General features: G+C 73.6%; 11 protein-coding genes. 10 read left to right on the forward strand and 1 reads right to left on the reverse strand.

Translation table 11 applies throughout. From position 1 onward, the window contains the following. Positions 1-326 precede the first annotated feature (326 nt). From ACX9TP_RS05315 to ACX9TP_RS05340, 6 genes are all read left to right on the forward strand, one after another. Positions 327-2,930, forward strand: a complete 2,604-nt coding sequence (locus tag ACX9TP_RS05315) for an MG2 domain-containing protein (protein WP_482978623.1) — start codon at positions 327-329, stop codon at positions 2,928-2,930. Continuing rightward, on the forward strand, positions 2,927-5,368 hold the full coding sequence (locus ACX9TP_RS05320; RefSeq protein WP_482978624.1) for an alpha-2-macroglobulin family protein: 2,442 nt from the start codon (positions 2,927-2,929) through the stop codon (positions 5,366-5,368). The genes ACX9TP_RS05315 and ACX9TP_RS05320 overlap by 4 nt, the downstream gene beginning before the upstream one ends. Before the next feature lie 174 nt (positions 5,369-5,542). Beyond that, on the forward strand, positions 5,543-6,577 hold the full coding sequence (locus ACX9TP_RS05325; protein ID WP_482978625.1) for an effector-associated domain EAD1-containing protein: 1,035 nt from the start codon (positions 5,543-5,545) through the stop codon (positions 6,575-6,577). A 243-nt stretch (positions 6,578-6,820) separates the two neighbouring features. Next, complete coding sequence (locus tag ACX9TP_RS05330) at positions 6,821-9,139, forward strand: hypothetical protein (RefSeq protein WP_482978626.1); 2,319 nt, start codon at positions 6,821-6,823, stop codon at positions 9,137-9,139. 92 nt (positions 9,140-9,231) lie between these two features. Then, on the forward strand, positions 9,232-9,600 hold the full coding sequence (locus ACX9TP_RS05335) for a hypothetical protein (protein ID WP_482978627.1): 369 nt from the start codon (positions 9,232-9,234) through the stop codon (positions 9,598-9,600). A gap of 501 nt (positions 9,601-10,101) precedes the next feature. Beyond that, entirely contained in the window at positions 10,102-16,233 is a 6,132-nt protein-coding gene (locus ACX9TP_RS05340; protein WP_482978628.1) for an Ig-like domain-containing protein, read from the forward strand. Positions 16,234-16,295: 62 nt separating this feature from the next. Here the strand turns inward: ACX9TP_RS05340 and ACX9TP_RS05345 are convergent, their stop codons facing one another. Next, positions 16,296-17,783, reverse strand: a complete 1,488-nt coding sequence (locus tag ACX9TP_RS05345; RefSeq protein WP_482978629.1) for a serine/threonine-protein kinase — start codon at positions 17,781-17,783, stop codon at positions 16,296-16,298. Between the two features lie 79 nt (positions 17,784-17,862). On the opposite strand from ACX9TP_RS05345, the gene ACX9TP_RS05350 reads away from it, so the two are divergent. The 4 genes from ACX9TP_RS05350 (at position 17,863) to ACX9TP_RS05365 (ending at position 20,667) form a co-directional block, all read left to right on the forward strand. Continuing rightward, entirely contained in the window at positions 17,863-18,696 is an 834-nt protein-coding gene (locus ACX9TP_RS05350) for a YARHG domain-containing protein (protein ID WP_482978630.1), read from the forward strand. A gap of 72 nt (positions 18,697-18,768) precedes the next feature. Further along, on the forward strand, positions 18,769-19,437 hold the full coding sequence (locus tag ACX9TP_RS05355; RefSeq protein WP_482978631.1) for a MotA/TolQ/ExbB proton channel family protein: 669 nt from the start codon (positions 18,769-18,771) through the stop codon (positions 19,435-19,437). A gap of 2 nt (positions 19,438-19,439) precedes the next feature. Continuing rightward, positions 19,440-19,868 carry an ExbD/TolR family protein gene (locus ACX9TP_RS05360; protein WP_482978632.1) on the forward strand — a complete coding sequence of 143 codons (429 nt, stop codon included), beginning with the start codon at positions 19,440-19,442 and terminating at the stop codon, positions 19,866-19,868. 10 nt (positions 19,869-19,878) lie between these two features. Further along, positions 19,879-20,667, forward strand: a complete 789-nt coding sequence (locus tag ACX9TP_RS05365) for an energy transducer TonB (RefSeq protein WP_482978633.1) — start codon at positions 19,879-19,881, stop codon at positions 20,665-20,667. Positions 20,668-20,684: the final 17 nt, after the last annotated feature.

Consider the following 20,684-nt stretch of genomic DNA (forward strand, 5'->3'; position numbering starts at 1 on the left):
GCGGGGACGGGCTGTCTCGCGGGGCGACGGGCCAGGTGTCCGTCTGGGCCCAGGCGCATGCGCCCAGCCCCCGCCACGGCGGGATGATGGACGCGCCGGTGCAGCGCGGCTCCGCGGAGCTGTTCCTCGTGGACGCGGACGGCAAGGAGACGCCGCTGCCGCCGGACCCGGAGCACGGCTGGCGGCGGGAGTCGCACGGGCCGCTGGTGACGCGCGTGGCGCTGCCGCAGGTGCCGGACGGCGACTACCGGCTGCGCGCCCGCGTCACCACGCCACTGGGCACGGACACGGTGGACGCGGCGCTACCTTTATATGCGCCCGCGCGCGTGCACGTGCTGACGGACCGGCCGCTGTACGAGCCCGGCAACGAGGTGCGCTTCCGCGCGGTGGCGCTGCGCGCGAAGGACCTGTCGCCGCTGGACGGCCGGCCCGGGACGTGGACGCTGACGGACCCGTCCGGCGAGGTGGTGCTGGAGGAGCGCGCGCCCGCGGGCCCCTGGGGCGTGGTGGCCGGCAGCTTCCCGCTGGACCGGGGCGCCGCCACCGGGACGTGGACGGTGAGCTGGGTGAGCAACGGCACCCCGGCGCAGGCGCAGTTCAAGGTGGAGCCCTTCACCCTGCCGCGCTTCCGCGTGGAGGCGAGCAGCCCCCGGCCCTTCTGGCGCGCCGGCGATACGCCGGAGGTGGAGGGGCAGGTGGTGTACGCCTCGGGCGCGCCGGTGGCGGACGCCGAGGTGGCGCTGGACTGGAACGCGTCCGGGGGCTGGCCGCCGCCGGTGGGCTGGCTCGACGGCGGGCTGCCCCAGCACGCGCGCACCGACGCCGCGGGGCGCTTCCGGGTGACGCTGCCGCGCGTGCCCGCGGACCTGCGCGGCGAGGCGCGGCTGCACGCGCGCGTGGCGGCGAAGGACGCGGCGGGAGACCGCGTGGAGGGCGCGGTGTCGCTGCTGCTGGCCGAGGACGCCCTCGCCGTGTCCGCCGTGACGGAATTGGAGGACGGGCTGGTGGCGGGCTTCAGCAACCGCGTCTACCTGCGCGCCACCACCGCGGACGGCCGCGTGCTGCCCGGCGCGGAGCTGACGGTGAAGCGCGCGTGGGACGCTCGCGACGAGGGCGTGCGCGCGGTGGCGGACGAGGACGGCGTGGCCGCCTTCCAGCTGGACCCGGGCCCGCCCGTCAACGTGGTGGTGCCGCCCATGCCGGTGCGCCGGCCGCCTCCGCCGCCGTCGGTGGAGCTGAACGGCCTGCGCGACCTGCTGAACGAGGACAGCGTGCCGGCGCTGAAGGACCAGCTCGCGGTGGAGGGTTGGTTGCCGTCGCTCTTCCCGTGCTCGCGCTTCGTGGAGCCGGACGACGGCGACGTCAGCGTGGAGCTGGGCGTGCGCGTGGGCGCGGGTGGCGCGGTGGTGGACGTGGCGGGGCAGGAGGGGCCTCTGGCGGCGTGTCTCGCCGCGGCGCTGCGCTCGCGCGTGCTGCCGCCTGGCCGGGAGCGTGTGCTGTCGCTCTACCTGGGCGTGAGGGACGCGAGGGACGCGGGCCTGCCCCGGCTGGAGGTGGAGCTGGAGGCGGCCTTCGGCGAGGGCGCGCACCTGAGGGGCGTGCTGGCCACGGCGGCGAGGGATGCGCGCGCGTGCCTGCCCCGAGACCTCGCGGCGGAGGCGCCGCTGCCCCTCGCGCTGAGCTGGCGGCTGGCGAAGACGGGGCCCGAAGTCGCGCTCTCGTGGGTGTCGCTGCCGAAGGAGGAGGGCATGCTGGCGGCGTCGGTGATGCCCTGCATCCAGGAGCGCTTCTCGCGGCTGCGGCTGCCCGCGCGAGGCGAGGATGCGAGCCGGGGCGAGGCCCTGGGCGTGGCGCGCCTCACCGCGTACCCGGCGGGCAGCTCGGATGAGGACGGGCCGGCCATGGCCACCGTCTTCCCGGGCTACGAGCTGAAGGTGAGCGCGAAGGTGGACGGCAGGGACGCGGGCGACACGAAGCTGGTGCTGCGTCCGGCGCAGCTGCCCAACACGCGCCTGCGCGCCACGCCGGTGCAGGCGCGCGCGGGGGACGAGGTGCGCATCGACCTGATGCGCGGCCCGCACTACGTGGGCCAGCTGCCGGAGAAGCTGGTGCTCCAGGTGGGCGCGAAGGCGCTGGAGGAGAAGGTGGACAGGGGCTCGCGCTCGGTGCGCTTCCGGCTGCCGGCGGACTTCGAGGGCTGGGCCGAGGCGCAGTGGGAGGGCGCGGTGGCGCGGGTGTACGTGCCGCCGCGCGCGCAGCTCTCCGTGGAGGTGTCGCCGGAGAAGCCGGTGTACGCGCCCGGCGAGCTGGCGCGGCTCCAGCTGCGCACGCGGGTGGACGGCAAGGAGGGCCCCGCCGCGGTGGGCCTCTTCGGCGTGGACGAGACGCTGGCGCAGCTGGCGCCGCTGCCGGGGGCGGAGTCGCTGGACACGGTGCGGCCCGCGCCGAGCATGGCCTCGTCGGCCTTCGGCGTGCTGGACGGGCAGGCGCTGGCCATGGGGCGCATCCGCGGCTCCAACGCGGCGGCGGCGGCGCTCTTGCGCGTGAGCGCGGTGCCCCGGCGCGAGGACGGCGAGCCGGCGGTGTCGGTGAGCGCGGCGATGCCCTTCGACCCGTCCGCGGAGTTGACGGACCCCTTCTACGCGGTGCTCGCGGAGCTGCACGCGCGGGTGCGGACGTGGGAGGAGAAGGCGCCCGAGGGCGAGACGCTGGACCCGGAGGACCTCGCGAAGCTGTGGGACGGCGCGCTGGAGGCGTGTGAGCAGCGCGGCGAGAAGGTGACGGACGCGTTCGGCCGCCGGCTGCGGCTGTCGCGGCTGCCGCAGGACTTGCTGGCCCTCACCGACCCGCGGGCGGTGGTGACGAGCGGGACGCGGCTGCCGGAGGACGTGGAGAACTGGAACGCGTGGGTCGCCCGGGAGGCGCCATGAAGCGCACGTTGATGATGGGGACGGTGGGCGTGGTGCTGGGAGCGGTGCTGGCCTTCGTGTTGCTGCTCGGGTTCCGGCTGGTCGGCGGTGCCAGCCGTTCCGCGGCGCCCGCGGGGCAGAGCTTCGCCCTCAAGGCGGAGCCCGAGGCCGAGTTCGACAGCCTGGAGGGAGCCCCGGCACCGAGGATGGCCGCCGCTCCGGCGCCTTCCTCGGCGCCGATGCCGATGGAGGAGGCCGTGGCCGAATCCTTCGGCGGAGCACCCGGCGGAGGAGGGAAGCTGCGCGGTGCCATCGACATGTCCAAGAAGGACCGGGGTGGGGGCGAGGACGCGAACCAGGCGCCGGCGGAGGGCTCCGCGCCCAGCCGCGCCTGGTTCCCGGAGACGTTCCTCTTCGAGCCGCTGGTGGTGACGGACGCCTCCGGCGCGGCGACGGTGCCGGTGCGCGTGCCGGACCGGCTGACGCGCTGGCGGGTGCTGGCGCTGGCGCACTCGCGCTCGGGGGCGCAGGCGGGCACGGTGGCGGGCTTCGCCGGCACGCTGCCCACGTACGTGGACCCGGTGCTGCCGCCCTTCCTCCGCGCGGGGGACGCGGCGCGGCTGCCGGTGCAGGTGGTGAACACGACGGACGCCGCCGTGGAGACGTCGCTGAAGGTGGAGGCCCAGGGCGCGACGGTGGAGGGCGGCAGCCGCACGGTGCGCGTGCCGGCGCGAGGCAGCGTGGTGGAGTACGTGACGGTGCGCGCCGCCGGGCCGGGCGCGGTGGCCGTGCGCGCCGCGCTGGGGAGCTCGGACGCGGTGGTGCGGGACTTCGACGTGTGGCCCACCGGGCGGCCCGTGGTGCGGCAGCGCGGCGGCACGCTGGCGGCGCCGCGCACGGTGAGCCTGGAAGGCCCCTCCGACGCGCAGGCCGGCAGTGAGCGGGTGCGGCTGCTCGTGTACCCGGGCGCGCTGGGCGTGCTGCGCTCGGAGCTGGCCGCCTCGGGCGGGCGCGAGGGCGCCGCGGACGTGGCCTACACGCTGATGCTCATCGGCCGCTCGCCGGAATTGCTCGCCGCGCTGGGGGAGACGCAGTCCTCGGAGGCGCTGAAGGCGCTCACCTCGGGGGCCGCGAAGCGCCTGGCGGCGCCGGCGCAGCCGGTGGAGGCCGTCGTGGACGTGGAGGCGATGCGCAAGGCGCTGGCGCAGGCCACGCAGCGCGCGCTGCGCGAGGGCCGGGCGCCGGACGTGGCCACGGCGGCGCTGCTGGCGGAAGGCGCGCTGGCCCACCCGGACAACGTGGTGCTCTCCCGCCTGGGCGAGCGGCTGGCCGCGAAGGTGGCGGCGGCGCAATTGCCGGACGGCACCTGCCAGGGCGGCGAAGGCTGGACGCTGCAGCGGCTGCTGGTGGCCACCGCGGACTGCACGCGCGCGGTGAATGCGGCGGCGGGGACGCCGGAGGGCAAGCGCCGGGCGGCCCTCTTCACCGCGAAGGCCACCGGCGCGCTGGAGCGCAACCGGGCCCACGTGAAGGACGGCTACACCGCGGCGGCGCTGCTGGCGAGCGGCGCGGTGTCCGGCTCGCTGAAGGACGACCTGCGCACCCAGGTGCGCGACGCGGTGAAGACGCGCGACGGCGGCACGGCGTACCTGCCGGTGGAGCCGGGCGTGGTGGACGCCAGCGGGGCGACGCCCTCGGAGGCGGAGGCCACGGCGCTGGCGGTGCTGGCGCTGGAGGGCGACACGAAGGCGCCGCTGGCGGACCTGGGCGCGTCGTTGCTCTCCACCTACGCGCCGGCCCTCGGCTGGGGCGGCGGGCGCGCCAACCGGCTGGCGCTGCGCGCGGTGGTGGCCCTCTTCCGCGAGCCGCTGCCCGCCCGGGTGCGCGTGGTGCTGGAGCGCGACGGCCAGGTCATCACCGAGGGCACCTACGACGCGAAGGCGCTGCGCGAGGTGCTGGCGCTGGAGGCGGCGGCGCCGGGCTCGGGAGGCGCGCACGCGTGGACGGTGCGCGCGGAGCCCGCGGTGCCGGGGCTGGGCTTCTCGCTGGCGCTGGCCGCCGCCGTGCCCTGGAAGCCGGAGTCGCAGGGCGGGCTGGAGCTGGTGGTGAAGGGCCCCACGGAGGCGAAGGTGGGGCAGCCGGCGGAGGTGGTGGTGGAAGCGGCCACCCCGTCCGGACTGGCGCTGGAGCTGCGCCACGGGCTGCCCGCCGGCGTGCAGGTGGACCCGGCCAGCCTGAATGCGCTGGTGGCCGAGGGGCGGGTGTCGTCCTGGGACGCCGAGGACGGCGCGGTGACGCTGCAATTGCCGCCCCGGGGCGCGGGCGAGGCCTTCCAGGCGCGCTTCCGCGTCATCCCCACGCTGGCCGGCACGCTGCAGGGCGGGGCCTCCTCGCTGAAGGTGGTGTCGCGTCCTGATCTCATTTCCTACGTACCTCCCACTATATGGGCGGTGCGCTGAGCGACCCACCCCCTGCCCTCGGGGGCACTGCCGTGGACACCGGGCTCGCGAAAGTGTCCGATCAACGGCGTCAGTGCACTGGCCCCCGTGATTCCACTCCTGGGATGCGGCACATTTTCGTGAGCGTCACGGGGCCGGCCTGCCTCGTGGATGGCCTCGTCGCGGGTGACAACCATGGAGCTCGACGGCGCGGAAAAAGACGAGCTGTTGCGGGTGCTGACCAGCGCCTTCCCCTCGCTGGAGCAGCTGCGCCGCGTGGTGGAGTCCGCCCGGCGCCAGGGGCTGGAGTCGCTCGTGGCTTCCGGCAGCGCGCGGGAGCGCATCTTCGAGCTCATCCACCGGGCGGAGTCGGAAGGGTGGACGCGCGAATTGGTGGCGGGCGCGTACGAGGCCCACCCCCGCCACCGGCGGTTGTTCCGTTTCGTGCAGGCCTACCTCGCGTCCGTGGAGCGGAGCATTCCCCGCGTCAGCCTGGAGCGCCTCTTCGGCCCCGGGCGGATGGGCGGCGCGCCGGAGGCGTGGCGGCGGCGGCTGTCATCGATTGAACGGCGGGTGTGCCGCGTGGAGCCCCAGGTGGGCGCGGCGCTGGGCACCGGCTTCCTCGTGTCACCCAACGTCGTCCTCACCAACTTCCACGTCATCGAGAACAAGCTGCTGGAGTCGCTGCGCGTGCGCTTCGACCACAAGGTGCTGCCGGGCCGCACGCTGCTCCAGTCGGGCACGGTGTACCGGGTGACGAAGTGCCTGGCGTACAGCCGCTACAGCCCCGCGGACCTGATGCACCCCAGGCCTCGCGAGGCGCGCACGGACGAACTGGACTACGCCTTCCTCCAGGTGGAGGGCGTCCCGGGAGAGGCGCAGGTGGACGGCGAGCAGCGGGGCTGGCTGGAGCTGCCCCGCGCCCGCGAGCCCTTCCTGCCCGGCAGCCTGGTGCTCATCGTCCAGCACCCGGAGGGCCGGCCGATGAGCGTGGCCGTGGACGAGTTCCTCGGCGTCAACGCGTCCCGCACGCGCGTGGTGTACCGCCCCTGCACGGGGCCGGGCTCCTCCGGCGCGCCGTGCTTCACGCGGGACCTGCGCCTGGCCGCGCTGCACCACAGCGGCGGCCCGCGCATGCCGTCCTCGCTGGGCCACAACGAGGGCATCCCCACCGACACCATCCGCGACAGCCTGCCCCGGGAGGTGCTCGACGTGCTCGGCTGGAGCTGAGGGCCCGAGCGCGGGGCCGCGACGGACTGTGCCGCGAGGTGCCCTGGGTGCGTGGCTGGAGTTGAGGGCCCGAGCGCGGGGCCGCGACGGACTGTCCCGCGAGGTGCCCTGGGTGCGTGGCTGGAGTTGCTGGGACAGCGTTGGCCGGGTGCGCGAACTGGAGCCGTGGGGCGTGCCTGCTATCGTCGGTGGATGGAACATGCCTCCCGCCGTTCCTCCCCCTTCCTCCGTGGCGCGAGCCTCGTGCGCCTCGCGCTGTGCCTGCTGCTCTCCGCGCCGTGGATGTCCGCCCGGGCGCAGACGTCCCGGCTGCGCGTGGCCGGCGCCAACGCCAGCAACGAGGTGAAGCTGCGCACGCCGTCGGAGGACTTCCGCCACGTGCTGCGCGTGGACCTGCTGTCCACCGTGGCGACGGATGGCGGCGTGAGCGTGGACGAGGAGGTGCCCGGCGGCGTGACGGTGCTGGTGGACCCGCTCCAGTCGCAGGACGGCGTGCAGGTGCCGCTGACGGCGACGGTGGGCGGGGCCGCGGACGGCGGCGCCACCGCGAGCCTCACCGCGCGGCAGCCGCTCCAGGTGGAGGTGTCCGGAAAGCTGCCAACGGTGGGGGACTTCACGGGGCAGGTGGTGCTGATTCACGCGGGCGGGCGCGAGACGACGGCGCTCACCGTCACCCGCGTGCAGGCGGCGCCCACGCTGCAATTCGTGGCGGCGTCCCCGGCGGTGGCCTCGTCGGGGTGGGGCTGGCACTCGGTGGACGCCACGGTGCGGCTGCCCTTCAAGGAGACGGCGGGCGTCGCGGGGGTCATCTCCGCGCCCCGGCTGCTCAACCTCCAGCGCAAGGCGCCGGACCTGGGCACGGCGCTGGTGCAGCCGGAGTTCGAGGGCGCCGACTTCGTGGTGGAGGGCGTGCTGGCGGACGGGGGCGTCCAGGACCTGGGCTCGCTGCAGGGGCGCATCCCCGTGGGCGCGCATGGCAGCGGCGCGCTGGTGCTGAAGCTGCGCGGCCTGGACGGGCCGGGCGAGTACACCGGCACCGTGCGCGTGGCCGTGCCGGCGGGCGTGCCCGTGGAGCAGTCCTTCACCGTCTGGGTGCGCTCGCCGTGGACGTGGGGCGCGGTGCTCATCGCGCTGGGGGCACTGTCGTCGTACGCGGTGCGGCTGTACACGCAGCGCATCCGCCCCCGGGCGCAGCGCCTGCAGCGGGCCCTGGCGTTGCGCCGCCGCCTCCAGTCGCTGATGTCGGGACAGGACACGGACGCGCAGGAGGTGGGCCGCGCGGTGCGGGCCCAGGTGGACACGCTGGTGTCGGAGATTCGCAAGCCGGTGCGCGGCATCCGGGTGGGCGACGAGGAGCTGGCGGCGATGGAGCCCCGCCTGCGGCTCTACGAGGCGTGGTGCGACGCCTCGAAGAAGCTGCAAGCGCTGCCGGAGTCCGTCCGCCCCTCGCAGGCCCGCAAGCTGCTCGACGAGGTCGAGGACGCGCTGCGAAGCCAGGACACCTCCCCCGAGCAGCTCGACGCGCGGCTCAAGTCGGTGCGGGAGCTGGACGTGGTGGGGCTCGCGAGCGCGGGCTTGAAGGCGCAGCTGGAGGACATGACCCGGCAGGCGCGCGCGCTGGTGAAGCAGCGCGGGGAGGATGACTCGCTGGGCTTCCGGCTCACGTACGAGCTGTTGCCGCTGCTCGACACGGTGGGCGACAAGCTGGACCGGTCGGACGTGGCGACGGCGCGGCAGCAGCTGGAGCTGGCCCGCCGCTCGTACTTCGACATCCTGTGCGAGGAGCTGTCCACGGCGGTGGCGGCCGTCCATGCGCCGCGCAGCTTCGGCTTCGACGACGTGGAGTGGCGCGAGCTGACGACGGACGTGAAGGAGCGGCTGCGGCAGGCCCGGGCCACGGCGGAGGCCAGCGTGGATGATGCCTTCCGCCTGTACCAGGGCGCCCACGCCGTCTACGTGCGCCGGCTCGTCAAGGAGCTGCGCGGCGAGGTGGAGCGGGCGCGCGAGGAGGCCACCACGGACGCGCAGCGGGCCACGCTGGACGCCGTGAGCGCGAAGCTGGGCGAGGCGCACAAGGCGCTCGCGTCGGAGGCGCCGCACGAGGCCGCGCTGCGGTACGACGAGGCGCGCATCGCCTTCTCCCGCTACCAGCAGCCCTACCACCGCGTCGCGACAGGCTCCGTCATGGATGCGCTGGTGGAAGGAGGGGAGGCTGCCCCGTCACCAGTCGCCAGTCCCGGCGCTCCCACGGGAGGCAGCCTCTCCGCGCTGCCGGAGGCTCCGACCGGCCTGCCCGCGCTGGGGGACTTCGAGGGGATACCGCTCCCGTCACCGCGACACATGTGGCTGGTGGAGCTGTCCGTGCTGCTCCTGCTCACCGGCGTGGCGGTGGCGCTGGGGCTGCAGCTCCTCAACGTCTTCTCGCCCACGTGGGGCGGCTTCGGCGCGGGCATGACGGCCTTCCTCTGGGGCTTCGGCCTGCACCAGGTGGGCAACGCCACCTTCGAGGGACTCACCGGCCTGCTCACGCGGGTGGAGAAGCAGGGCGCCTCGGGCAGCTGAGCCGGCGGGCGTCCGGGCGCAAGCCGCGCCCCCCGCGTCACATCCTCCGGTCGGTCCCCTCCAGCCACCTGGAGACTGACTGGGGGAGTGTCATGGGCACGTTGGAAATCATCCTCGTCGGAGCGCTGGGCAGCGCGCTCCAGGAACTGCTGCACTGGTATGGCCTGCGTGAGCACCTCTCGACGCCGCGCTACAAGCAGCTCATCAAGTCCGTGGGGTACTGGGTCATCACCGGCCTGATGATTCTCGGCTCCGGCCTGGCGGTCTGGGCGTGGTTCGGGGGGGATGGAGATTTGCCCGCACGCCAGTACCTCATCGTCGGCGCCGCCCTGCCGTTGCTCCTCAAGAAGGCGGTGGAGGCCGTCACGGGAGAGAAGGCTCCGGCCGTGGCACGCAGCTCCTCCGGCGAGGGCGCGAAGCTCAGCGACTACTTCCGCGGCCGGGAAGAGCGCCTGGCCTGAGCCCGCGCGGGCCCTTCCGGCCGGGTGAAGTCTGACACACGTGGGGCCCGGGAGTGCCCGCGCCCGCGGGCTCGATGACAGGGATTGCAGCGGAGTCAATCCGACCGTGGAGCCGGCGCTCCCGCGCGTGGAACGAGGCGCCTTCGGTTTTTCTTGCATCGATGTCTGTGTTATCGGCTCCCCCTCCGGGGGCCTGTGTTTGCGCCCCGTGGACATGATTTCCTGGGGGCGGTTTTGACACCAGTGCAGCGGAAGGGCCGGAGTGCGGCGTCTGTAAGGGTTTCGCGGGCGGAAGCCCTGACGTGGCTGGCCCTCGTGTGTGTGGGGTTGGCATGTAGCCAGAACGAGGGACTGGAGTCGGCCGGGGCTCGCACCCTCGAAGGTGGCGGGGTGGCGGTGGGGCGCCCGCGAGAGCTTCGGGAAGAGGCACCGCGAGAGCCCCAGCCGTGGAAGTCCGCGCCTCGCGCCCCGCGTTTCCAGCCTCCCGCGCGAGCACCCTCGGTGAGGGCGTGGCAGGACGCTCCGAGCGAGGAGAGCGCGCTCCTGCTGGCGCGGGCGTACTTCCCGGAGCTCGTGGGCGGCGCGGAGCCCGAGTCGCGGCAGGAGTCGCTCGATGCGGCGACGGCGCTGCGGGTGCGGCTGCCGGCCACGGAAGACGGCGAGGTGGAGGTGGCCACGCGGGGCTACGTGTTCCGCGCCAGGCCGCGCGACACCCGCGCCGCCGCGGCGGCGAGGCCCGGCAAGGGCGCGACCTTCTATGGAGCGAAGCACTTCTGGACGGTGGCGGGCGGGCAGGGGCTGGAGCAGCAGGGGCTGTGGCTGACGGAGCGGGCGGAGGAGTTCGTGGTGATGGAGGCCGGAGGGACGCCGTACCGGGCCTCCTATGAGGTGGAGGTGCCCGAGGGCATCCAGGTGGTGCGGGACGCGGGCGAGTACCTGGAGTTCCTCGACGGCGCGCAGGTGCCGGTGGTGCGGCTGCACTACGCGGTGGCGCGGGACGCGGCGGGGCGCAGCCGGCAGGGCCAGGCGCGGCTGTGGGGCGTCCAGCCCGCGGGCCGGGGCGGCCCGGGGAACCTGCCGCGGTGGGCGTTGCAGGGGCGGACGTTGAGGGTGGACCTGGAGGTGGGGCTGGAGGGGCTGGAGGGCCCCGTGGTGGTGGACCCGGGTTGGAGCGCCACGGGTTCCATGGCGGGGGCCCGCTACCGGCAGACGTCGACGCTGCTGCCCGACGGCAAGGTGCTCGTGGCGGCGGGTGACAGTGAAGGCGGATGGGGCGTCCAGATTGCCACCACGGAGCTGTACGACCCGGCGACGGGCACCTGGAGCTCCGCGGGAAGCCTGGCCCAGGCGCGTGAGTTCCACACGGCGACCCTGCTTCCCGATGGCCGGGTGCTGGTCGCCGCGGGTGCGACCACGGGACGCAACGTCATCACGAGCGCGGAGCTGTACGAGCCGGAGACGGGCATCTGGAGCCTCACCGGTTCGATGGTGACCGCGCGCTGCGGCCACACGGCGACGCTGCTGAACACGGGCAAGGTGCTCGTCGCGGGAGGTGGCGACTGCAACGGCACCCCCTTCGCCAGCGCGGAGCTGTATGACCCGGCGACGGGGACCTGGAGCGCCACCGGCACGATGGTGAGGGCCGTGGGCTCCCACACGGCGACGCTGCTTCCGAACGGCAAGGTGCTGGTGGCGGGAGGCTACGGCCTCACGGCCGTCGCGCAGCTGTACGACCCGGCGACGGGCACCTGGAGCGCCACCGGCTCGTTGGTGGCCGCCCGCAATGACCACACGGCGACGCTGCTTCCGAACGGCAAGGTGCTGGTGGCGGGAGGCGACAATGGAGGAACGCTTTCCAACACCCTTGCGAGCGCGGAGCTGTATGACCCGGCGACGGGCACCTGGAGCGCCACCGGCTCGCTGGCAAAGCCTCACCAGTTCCATTCGGCGACGTTGCTTCCGAACGGCAAGGTGCTGGTGGGGTGCGGGTACTCGTACACCTCCAGCCAGGGCTCGGCCTTCCTCTACGAACCGGAGGTGTATGACCCGGCGACGGGCACCTGGAGCGCCGCGAGCCCGATGGGCGTGCTCCGCTACGACTACACCGCGACGTTGCTGCCCGGCGGCGCGGTGCTGGTGGCCGGAGGCTACTCGGGCCCCACGCGCACCTCGGAGCTCTACTCCCCGGTGACGGGCACCTGGAGCGGCACGGGCCCGCTGGGGGCCGCTCGCTCCTCGCACACGACGACGCTGCTGCCCGACGGCAGGGTGCTGGTCGCCGGTGGGCAGGGCGCCTCCGGCCTCCTGTCCGGCGCGGAGCTGTACGACCCGGCGGCGGGGAGCTGGAGCAGCGCCGGAGCGCTGGCCACGGCCCGCTCCCGCCACACGGCGACGCTGCTGCCCACGGGCCGGGTGCTCGTGACGGGCGGAGAGGGAACGAGCGGCCTGCTCGCCAGCGCGGAGCTGTATGACCCGGCGGTGGGCAGCTGGAGCAGCGCGGGCGCGCTGGCCACGGCCCGCTCGCGGCACACGGCGACACTGCTGCCGGGAGGCATGGTGCTGGTGGCGGGCGGCAGCGGCGCCTCGGGCCCGCTGCTCAGCGCCGAGCTGTACGCTCCCGTGACGGGGACCTGGCTCGCCACGGGCTCGCTGGCCGCGGCTCGCTTCGGGCACACGGCGACGCTGCTGCCCACGGGCCGGGTGCTCATGGCTGGCGGCCAGTCCGCCTCGGGCCCCCTGGCCAGCGCGGAGCTGTATGACCCGGCGGCGGGCACCTTCAGTGCGACGGGCTCGCTGCTGGCCGCGCGTGCGGACCACACGGCGACGCTGCTGCCCACGGGCCGGGTGCTGCTGACCGGAGGAGGAGGCGCCTCGGGCACCGTGGCCGGCGCGGAGCTGTATGACCCGGTGCTCGGCACCTTCCGCGCCACGGGTTCGATGCTCGCCGCCCGCACCCGCCATGTGGCGCTGCTGCTGCCCGCGGGGCGGGTGCTGGTGGCCTCGGGGCTGGGGACCGCGGGCCGCCTGGGCAGCGCGGAAGTCTATGAGCTGTCCACGGGGACCTTCAGTGCCGTGGGGCCGCTGGCGGCCGCCCGTGCCGACTCCACCGCGACGGTGCTGCCCGGCGGACGGGTGCTCGCGGTGGGTGGAAGCGCGTCGGCGGGCGTGCTGGCGAGCGCGGAGCTGTACGAGGACACGGGCGCCCTGGAGGCCTGGCGCCCCGTCGTGACGCCCCCGCCTTCCCTCCAGTCGGGAGTGAGCGTCACGGTGAGCGGCAGCGGCCTGCGCGGCATCTCCGAGTCCAGCGGCGGCAACACCCAGGGCTCCGCAACCAACCATCCCCTGGTCTTTCTCACCGCGCTGGAGGGTGGGCGGCGGACTCCCGTGTTCATCCAGGGCTTCTCCAGCACCTCGGTCGGAGTGCGCGTGCCGTCCCTGCTGGATGGGTACTACCTGATGAACGTGACGACCAACGCCATCACCGGCGGCGCGGTGGTCCACGTCGACGGCCCGCCGCCAGCGCCGGCGCTGACGGCTCCGGCGGCGTTCGTCAACACCGTGAGGCCCATCCTCGCGGGGACGGCGGAGGCGGGCAGCACGGTCACCGTCTCGTTGGATGGGACTTTGGTCGGGTCTGTGCAGGCCGATGACCTGGGGGCCTGGAGTCTCCAGGTGCCCTCGGCCCTGTGGGAAGGGCCCCATACCGCCACGGCCACGGCCACGGATGCGGCGGGCAACCTGAGCCCTGTCTCCGCGCCGCGCACCTTCACGGTGGACACGGTGGTTCCGCTCACGCCCGTCATCATCTCACCGGCGGCCTTCGTCAACACCCGGACGCCCACCCTCTCGGGAGCGGCGGAGCCGCAGACCACGATGACGCTGATGCTGGACGGGACGGTGGTGGGGACGGTGACGACTCCTTCCTCGGGAAACTGGAGCTACACGCCGACCGAGCCGCTGGCGGAGGGGGAGCATGTGGCCCGCGTCACGGCGACGGATGCGGCGGGCAACACCAGCCCTGTCTCGGGGCCGCGCACCTTCACCGTGGACGTCACGGCGCCGGCCGCGCCCGTGCTCACGGCGCCGGCCGCGTTCGTCAGGACCACGACGCCCACCATCTCGGGCAGCGCGGAGCCCGGGAGCACCGTCTCGGTGAAGGTGGATGGGGGCACCGCGAGGACCGTGACGGCCAGTGCCTCGGGGGACTGGAGCCTGACTCCGGCCTCGCCGCTGACCCAGGGAAGTCACTCGGTGACCGCTACCGCCACGGATGCGGCGGGCAACATCAGCCCGCCCTCCGCGTCGCGCAGCTTCACGGTGGACACGCAGGCTCCGGCTGCCCCCGTGCTCACGGCCCCCGCGGCGCTCGTCAACACCACGACGCCCATCATCTCCGGCATCGCGGAGGCGGGCAGCACGGTGACGCTGACGCTGGACGGGACGGTGGTGGGGACGGCGACGGCCAGTGACTCGGGCGCCTGGAGCTACACGCCGGCTTCGCCGCTGACGCAGGGGACGCATGCGGCCAGCGCCATGGCGACAGACGCGGCGGGCAACATCAGCCCGGCCTCCGCGACACGCGGCTTCACCGTGGACACGGTGGCCCCGGCCGCACCCGTGCTCACGTCGCCGGCCGCGCTCGTCAACACCAGAACGCCTGTCATCTCGGGCACCGCGGAGCAGGGCAGCACCGTGACGGTGCGGGTGGATGGCAGCGTGGTGGGCATGGCGACAGCCAACGCCTCGGGGGCCTGGAGTCTCACGCCGGCCTCACCGCTATCACAGGGGGTGCACGTTGCGACGGCGACCGCCAGGGACGCCGCGGGCAATACCAGCCCCGCGTCCGAGCCGCACAGCTTCACCGTGGACTCGGTGGCTCCGTCCGCGCCTGTGTTCTTGGCCCCGGCTGCCTTCGTCAACACCACGACGCCCATCATCTCCGGCATCGCGGAGGCGGGCAGCACGGTGATGCTGACGCTGGACGGGACGGTGGTGGGCACGGTGACGGCCAGTGACTCGGGAGCCTGGAGCTACACGCCGGCCTCGCCGCTGGCGCAGGGGACGCATGTCGCCAGCGCCACGGCGACGGACGTCGCGGGCAACATCAGTCCGGCCTCCGCGACGCGCGGCTTCACCGTGGACACGGTGGCCCCGGCCGCACCCGTGCTCACGGCGCCGGCCGCGCTCGTCAACACCCGGGCGCCCACCTTCGCCGGCACCGCGGAGGCGGGCAGCACGGTGACGCTGACGCTGGACGGGACGGTAGTGGGCACGGTGACAGTCACCGCTTCGGGAACCTGGACCTTCATCCCGGTGTCACCGCTCTCCGACGGAGCGCATACCGCCACGGCGACCGCCACGGACGCCGCGGGCAATCTCAGCCCGGTCTCGTCTCCCCGCGACTTCACCGTGGACGCGGTGCCCCCGGCCGCGCCGGTGCTGACCCGCCCGGACGCGCGCGTCAACTCCGCGACGCCCCTCTTCTCGGGCACCGCGGAGGCTGGCGGCACGGTGACGCTGCGACTGGATGGAGTCGTGGTGGGGACGGCGACTGTCGGCGATTCCGGCGCCTGGAGCTTCACGGCGGCCGCTCCGCTGGCCCAGGGGGAGCACACCGTGAGCGCCACCGCCACGGACGCCGCGGGCAACACCAGTCTCATGTCCGCGGTGCGAGTCTTCACGGTGGACACGGTGGCCCCGGCGGCGCCCGTGCTCCTGGGGCCTCCAGCGGACGTCGACACGGCGCAGCCGGAGATTGCGGGCACGGCGGAGGCGGGCAGCACGGTGACGGTGTCCGTGGATGGCATCGTGGTGGGGACGGTGACGGCCACCGCCCAGGGGCTCTGGAACCTCGAGCTGGCCGCACCGCTGGCACCGGGAGCGCACGCGGCGGTGGCCATCGCCACGGACGCCGTCGGGAACACCAGTGAGCCGTCGGCGCCCAGGAGCTTCACGGTGGACACGTCGACCCCGCCGGCGCCGGTGCTCACGGCTCCGGCGGCGCTCATCAACACCGCGACGCCCGTCATCTCGGGCACCGCGGAGCCGGGGAGCGCCGTCACCGTGCTCGTGGACGGGCTCGAGGTGGGGACGGTGACTGCTACCACCTCGGGGAGCTGGAGCCTCGCCCTGGCCTCGCCCCTGTCCCAGGGCGAGCACGTCGCCACGGCAACGGCCGTGCGCGCGTCGGGCAGCACGAGCGAGCCGTCCGCTCCGCACCGCTTCACGGTGGACAGCGTGGCCCCGGCTGCACCCGAGGTGGTGACACCGGCGGAAGGAGCGACGGTGGCACCCGGTGGGCTGGTCTTCTCGGGCACCGCCGAGGCGGGCAGCACGGTAACGGTGTCCGTGGATGGGCTCGTCATCGGTACGGCCACCGTGGGCACGGCGGGGGCGTGGAGCGTCAACTCGCAGCAGGAGCTGGCGCAGGGCCCGCACACGATGACGGTGGTTGCCACGGATGCGGCGGGCAACGTCAGCCGGGCCTCCAACGGGCGCGCCTTCACGGTGGCGTCGGAGTCCGAGTCGCAGGGCTGTGGCTGTGCCTCGTCTCCTGGCGGAGGACTGGCGCCGCTCCTGGGCCTGCTGGCCCTGGCGTTCTGGGGACGTCGCAACCGCCTCACGTCGCCGTAGCAGGCAGCAGCTGGCCCGGTGACTCCGGCCATCGGCTCCCCACCGTGAGGTGGGGAGCCCGGTCACGGCGCGCCAGTCGCCACTTCCACCGTTACTGGCATGCCGCGCTTGTGCGGGTAGGGGAGCGCCGTCATCGCGTCCTCGATGCAGCGCGCGGCCACGGTGCCCGCCAGCGGGCCCGCCACCTTCGCCTCGGCGCGGCCCTGGCCGTCCAGCATGAGCTGCACCGGCACGCGCTCGGCGCCGCCACCGTCCAGGCACGACACCGCGCGCCCGCGCCCTTCGTGAGCCACTTCCGTCACTTCCGCGACGAAGGACTCGCGCGTCTTCGCCACCCGCGTCAGCACCGCGGACACGATGAGCAGCAGGGCGCCGCCGCAGAGAATCATCAGCCGCGAGTGCGGAATGAAGCGCGTCCCCCGGCGCGGAGCGGGCGTCACCGCGTCCTCCGGCTCCTGCTCTGAAGCGGAAGGCAGTGCCTCCAGCGCGGCGGCCGCGGCGGCCCGGCCCCGCAGCTCCTCCAGCGACGGCACCCGCGTGCGAGCTCGAATCCGCTCCTCACCGAACAGCTCGAAGAGGAACGCCGCCACCTCCTCGCGCGCATCCACCGTCGTCAGCGTGGTGCGCAGCGCCTCCAGCGCGCGGGCGAGCTCGGCGGCGGTGGCGTAGCGGTCCCCGGCCTTCGGGGCCATGGCGCGCATCACCACTGCCTCCACCATGGGAGACAGCTCGGGGCGGTGCTTGCCCGGCGGCGGCGCGTCCCCGGTCATCGCCGCCTTCAGCGAGTCGTAGTCCAGCGGCCTCCGGAACGGGTCCGCGCCGGTGAGCGCCTCGTAGAGCGTCACGCCCAGCCCGTACACGTCCGCGCGCCGGTCCACCTGCCCGCTGCCCTTGCGCTGCGCCTCCGGCGGCTGCGAGCCCAGGTGCTTGAAGATGGGGCCGCTCATCAGCCGCACGGCGGTGCGGGCAATGCCAAAGCCAGACAGCCGCACCCCGCCGTCGTACCCGAGCAGCACGTGCGCGGGCCCCACGTCCCGGTGCAACACCCCCAGCGGCTTGCCTTCCGCGTCCGTGGCCTCGTGCGCGGCGTGCAGTCCGTGCGCCACCTGCGCGGCCAGGGCCAGCGCCACCGACACGGGCATGCGCGCGCCCTTCGCGTCCAGCGCGGCGAGCACGGTGGAGAGCGTCTCGCCCGGCACGTAGTCGGTGACGAGCTGGAAGAACAGCGGCCGGGGCGCGCCGTCCTGTGTGTCGAGCCACGTGTCCTGCGTGTGGAGGATGTTCGGATGGGACAGGAGCGTCGCCAGCCGCCACTCCTCGCGGAAGATGTCCACCGCGTCCTGGGTGCGCGCGGAGCCGGTGGGCAGCTGGTGGATGAGCACGTCACCGTGCTCGCTGCCGTCCTCCGCCACGCGCCGCGCCAGCAGCGCGCCCGTGGTCCCCAGCTCCGGCCGCTGGAAGAGCGCCACGTAGGGCCCGAGCTGCCACAGCAGGGGGGCGCCATCCTGGAAGACGGTGCGCTCCCGCGAGGGATAGAGGAGGAAGGACAAGAGAGGGTCTCCTGCGCGGAGCGTAGGCTATCGTTCCCGGCGCATGAAACTGCCCACCAGTCTCCTCGGATGTTTCACCATGCTCGCTTCGTTGCTTGCCGCCCCCAGCGCGCTGGCGAGCAGCTGTCTGTGCGAGGTCGACCTGTACCCCAGGGTGCTGCTGGGCAGGGCCACGCCGCAGGAACTCTCGAAGTGTGAGGAGGGCCGTCCCAGCAAGGCCGACGCGCTCAGCTGCATGAGGGGCCTCTCCCTCAAGAATGTGAAGCAGGGCGAGCAGACGGCGGAGTCCTTCCGCCTGGGCGTGGACGCGCTGGTGGCCGCGTCGAAGGACAAGGCGCTCTCCAAGGGAGCCGTCAACCTGCTGCTCGGCTCCCAGTCCTACGCGGACGTCCCGGTGCGCGCGAAGGTGCGCCCCGTCATGGTGGCCGCGGGCCGCGCGCCGCTGTGGGACACGCTGGTGAAGGCGACGGAAGGGGACGCCGCCGCCTTCACCCGCGCGCTCTACGCGTACTGCGAGCACTACACCGTCATCTCCGAGCTGGCCCTGGAGGACGTGACGCTGGACCAGCTCTGGCCGCTGCCCTCGGGGGTGAAGCCCGCGGACGCGCGCAAGCGCCTGTCCTGTCCCTATGGGCAGAACCTGCTCCTGGCCGCCGCCATCCGCTCGCTGGAGGGGAAGCTGCCGGCGGACGCGCTCGTGCTGCTGTCCCCGGCGCAGCTGCGCCTGTTGCGCAACGCCGTGTATGCCCGCCGCGGCCGCGTCTTCCAGGCGAAGGACCTCCAGGACTTCTTCACCCGGGAGCCCTGGTACCAGCCGGACCCCGCCTACACGGACGCACGTCTGACGCCCGAGGACCAGCAGCACCTGGAGCTCATCCAGGCCGCCGAGACGAAGGCGGGGAAGAAGGGCTGAAAAGTCTCCGGTGACACATTTCCGGGCGGCCGGTGTTCCCTTCGCGCCAACGTGTTTCACGAGGGGAAAAACATGTCGTCCATCGTCTTCGCCCAGGCTCCCGAAAACCTGGGTTGGCTCAGCAGCAAGCTGCTCGGAGTGACGCTCAGCTCCGCCGAGTGGGTGCTGTGGGTGCTGGTGTGCCTTTCGGTGCTCTCCATCGCCATCATGCTGGAGCGGGCGGTGTACTTCGCCCGCAACCGGCTGTCGGACTCGGAAGGCCTAGCGGTGCGGCTGGCGCGCGGCGAGCTGGAGGCGGTGCGCGTCGCCATTCAAGGCAAGAAGGGCATGGAGGCCGCCATCATCCGCGAGGGCCTCGCCTCTTCCTCCCAGGGCGCGGACACCGTGGAGCAGGTGATTGCCTCCACCATGGCCCGCGAGCGTCCCCAGTACGAGCGCTTCCTGTCCTTCCTCGGCACGCTGGGCAACAACGCGCCCTTCATCGGCCTGTTCGGCACGGTGCTCGGCATCATCAAGGCCTTCCATGATTTGGGCGCCATGGGGGCCAAGGGCGCGGCGATTCAGCAGACCGTCATGGCCGGCATCTCCGAGGCGCTCGTCGCCACGGCGGTGGGCCTGGCCGTCGCGATTCCGGCGGTGGTGGCCTTCAACATCTTCAACCGCCAGCTCAAGACGCTCACCAGCCGCGCCAATGCGCTGGGCCACGCGCTGGTGGGCAGCCTGCGCGCGGAGGTCCGCTAGTCATGGCGGGCAGCGCGCAGGACAACGAAGAGGAAATCACCGGCATCAACGTCACGCCGCTGGTGGACATCGTGCTGGTGCTGCTCATCATCTTCATGGTGACGGCCAACTTCATCGTCCGCGAGACGGTGGAGGTGGACCTGCCCCGCGCGGCCAACGGCGGCGAGACGGTGCAGGGCCTGGTCAACGTGGTGCTCGACAAGGACGGCAAGCTCTTCTTCGACGGTGCCGAGGTGAGCGAGGCGGACCTGTCCGTGAAGGTGGCCGAGCAGGTGGCGAAGGACAAGGACACCCGCGCCATCATCAGCGCCGACCAGTCGATTCCGTATGGCCGGGTGATGCGGCTCATCGACGTGGTGAAGGGCCAGGGCATCGCGAAGTTCGCGCTCAACATCGAAAAGGACGTCGCGCCCACCGCGCCGCGGGGCTGACGCGAAACCCATGAGTGAGCTGGTGCTCGACGACAGGGCGTGGGTGGCGCCGAGGCGCGGAGGCAACGGGCTGCTGGTGGGCTTCGTGGTCGGCTCGCTCGCGCTGCACGGGCTGGCGCTGGTGGTGCTGCACAACGGGCGCGTGGACCGTCCGGTGGTGCAGCGGCCGGTGGAGTTGGTGATGGTGGAGGTCCAGAAGCCGCCCCCGCCCGTGGTGAAGGAGGAGCCGAAGCCCGAGCCGCCCCCTCCGCCGAAGGTGCGGGTGCGTCCTCCGCCGGTGAAGGTGGCCGAGGCACCGAAGCCCCTGCCTCCTCCCCCGGTGGACGCGCCGCCGCCGCCCAACGAGACGCCCCCTCCGGCCGCGAAGCCGGCGCCGCTGGTGGTGGGCATGTCCATGTCCTCCACCACGAGCGCGGGCAGCTTCGCCGCCCCGGTGGGCAACACGCTCTACGGCCGCACCGCCGACAAGGCGAAGGCGCCGCAGGAGGTGCGGGCCTACAGCGCGCCGAAGTACACGCCCATCTACCAGGTGGACTCCGAGCCCACCGTGGCCTCCGAGGTGAAGATTCCCTACCCCGACGAGGCGCGCCGCGCCGGCATCGAGGGCACGGTGACGCTGTCCATCACCATCGACAACGAGGGCCGGGTGGTGGCCGCGAAGATTCTCAAGGGGCCGGGCTACGGCCTGGATGAGGCGGCGCGGGACGCCATCAGGCGCTTCCGCTTCAAGCCCGCCATCAAGGGCGGCGAGGCCGTCTCCACGGAGATGAAGTACTCCTACACCTTTCTTCTCGACTGATGCCCTCTCTCCCGCTG

This window comes from Pyxidicoccus sp. M15 (assembly GCF_056858435.1).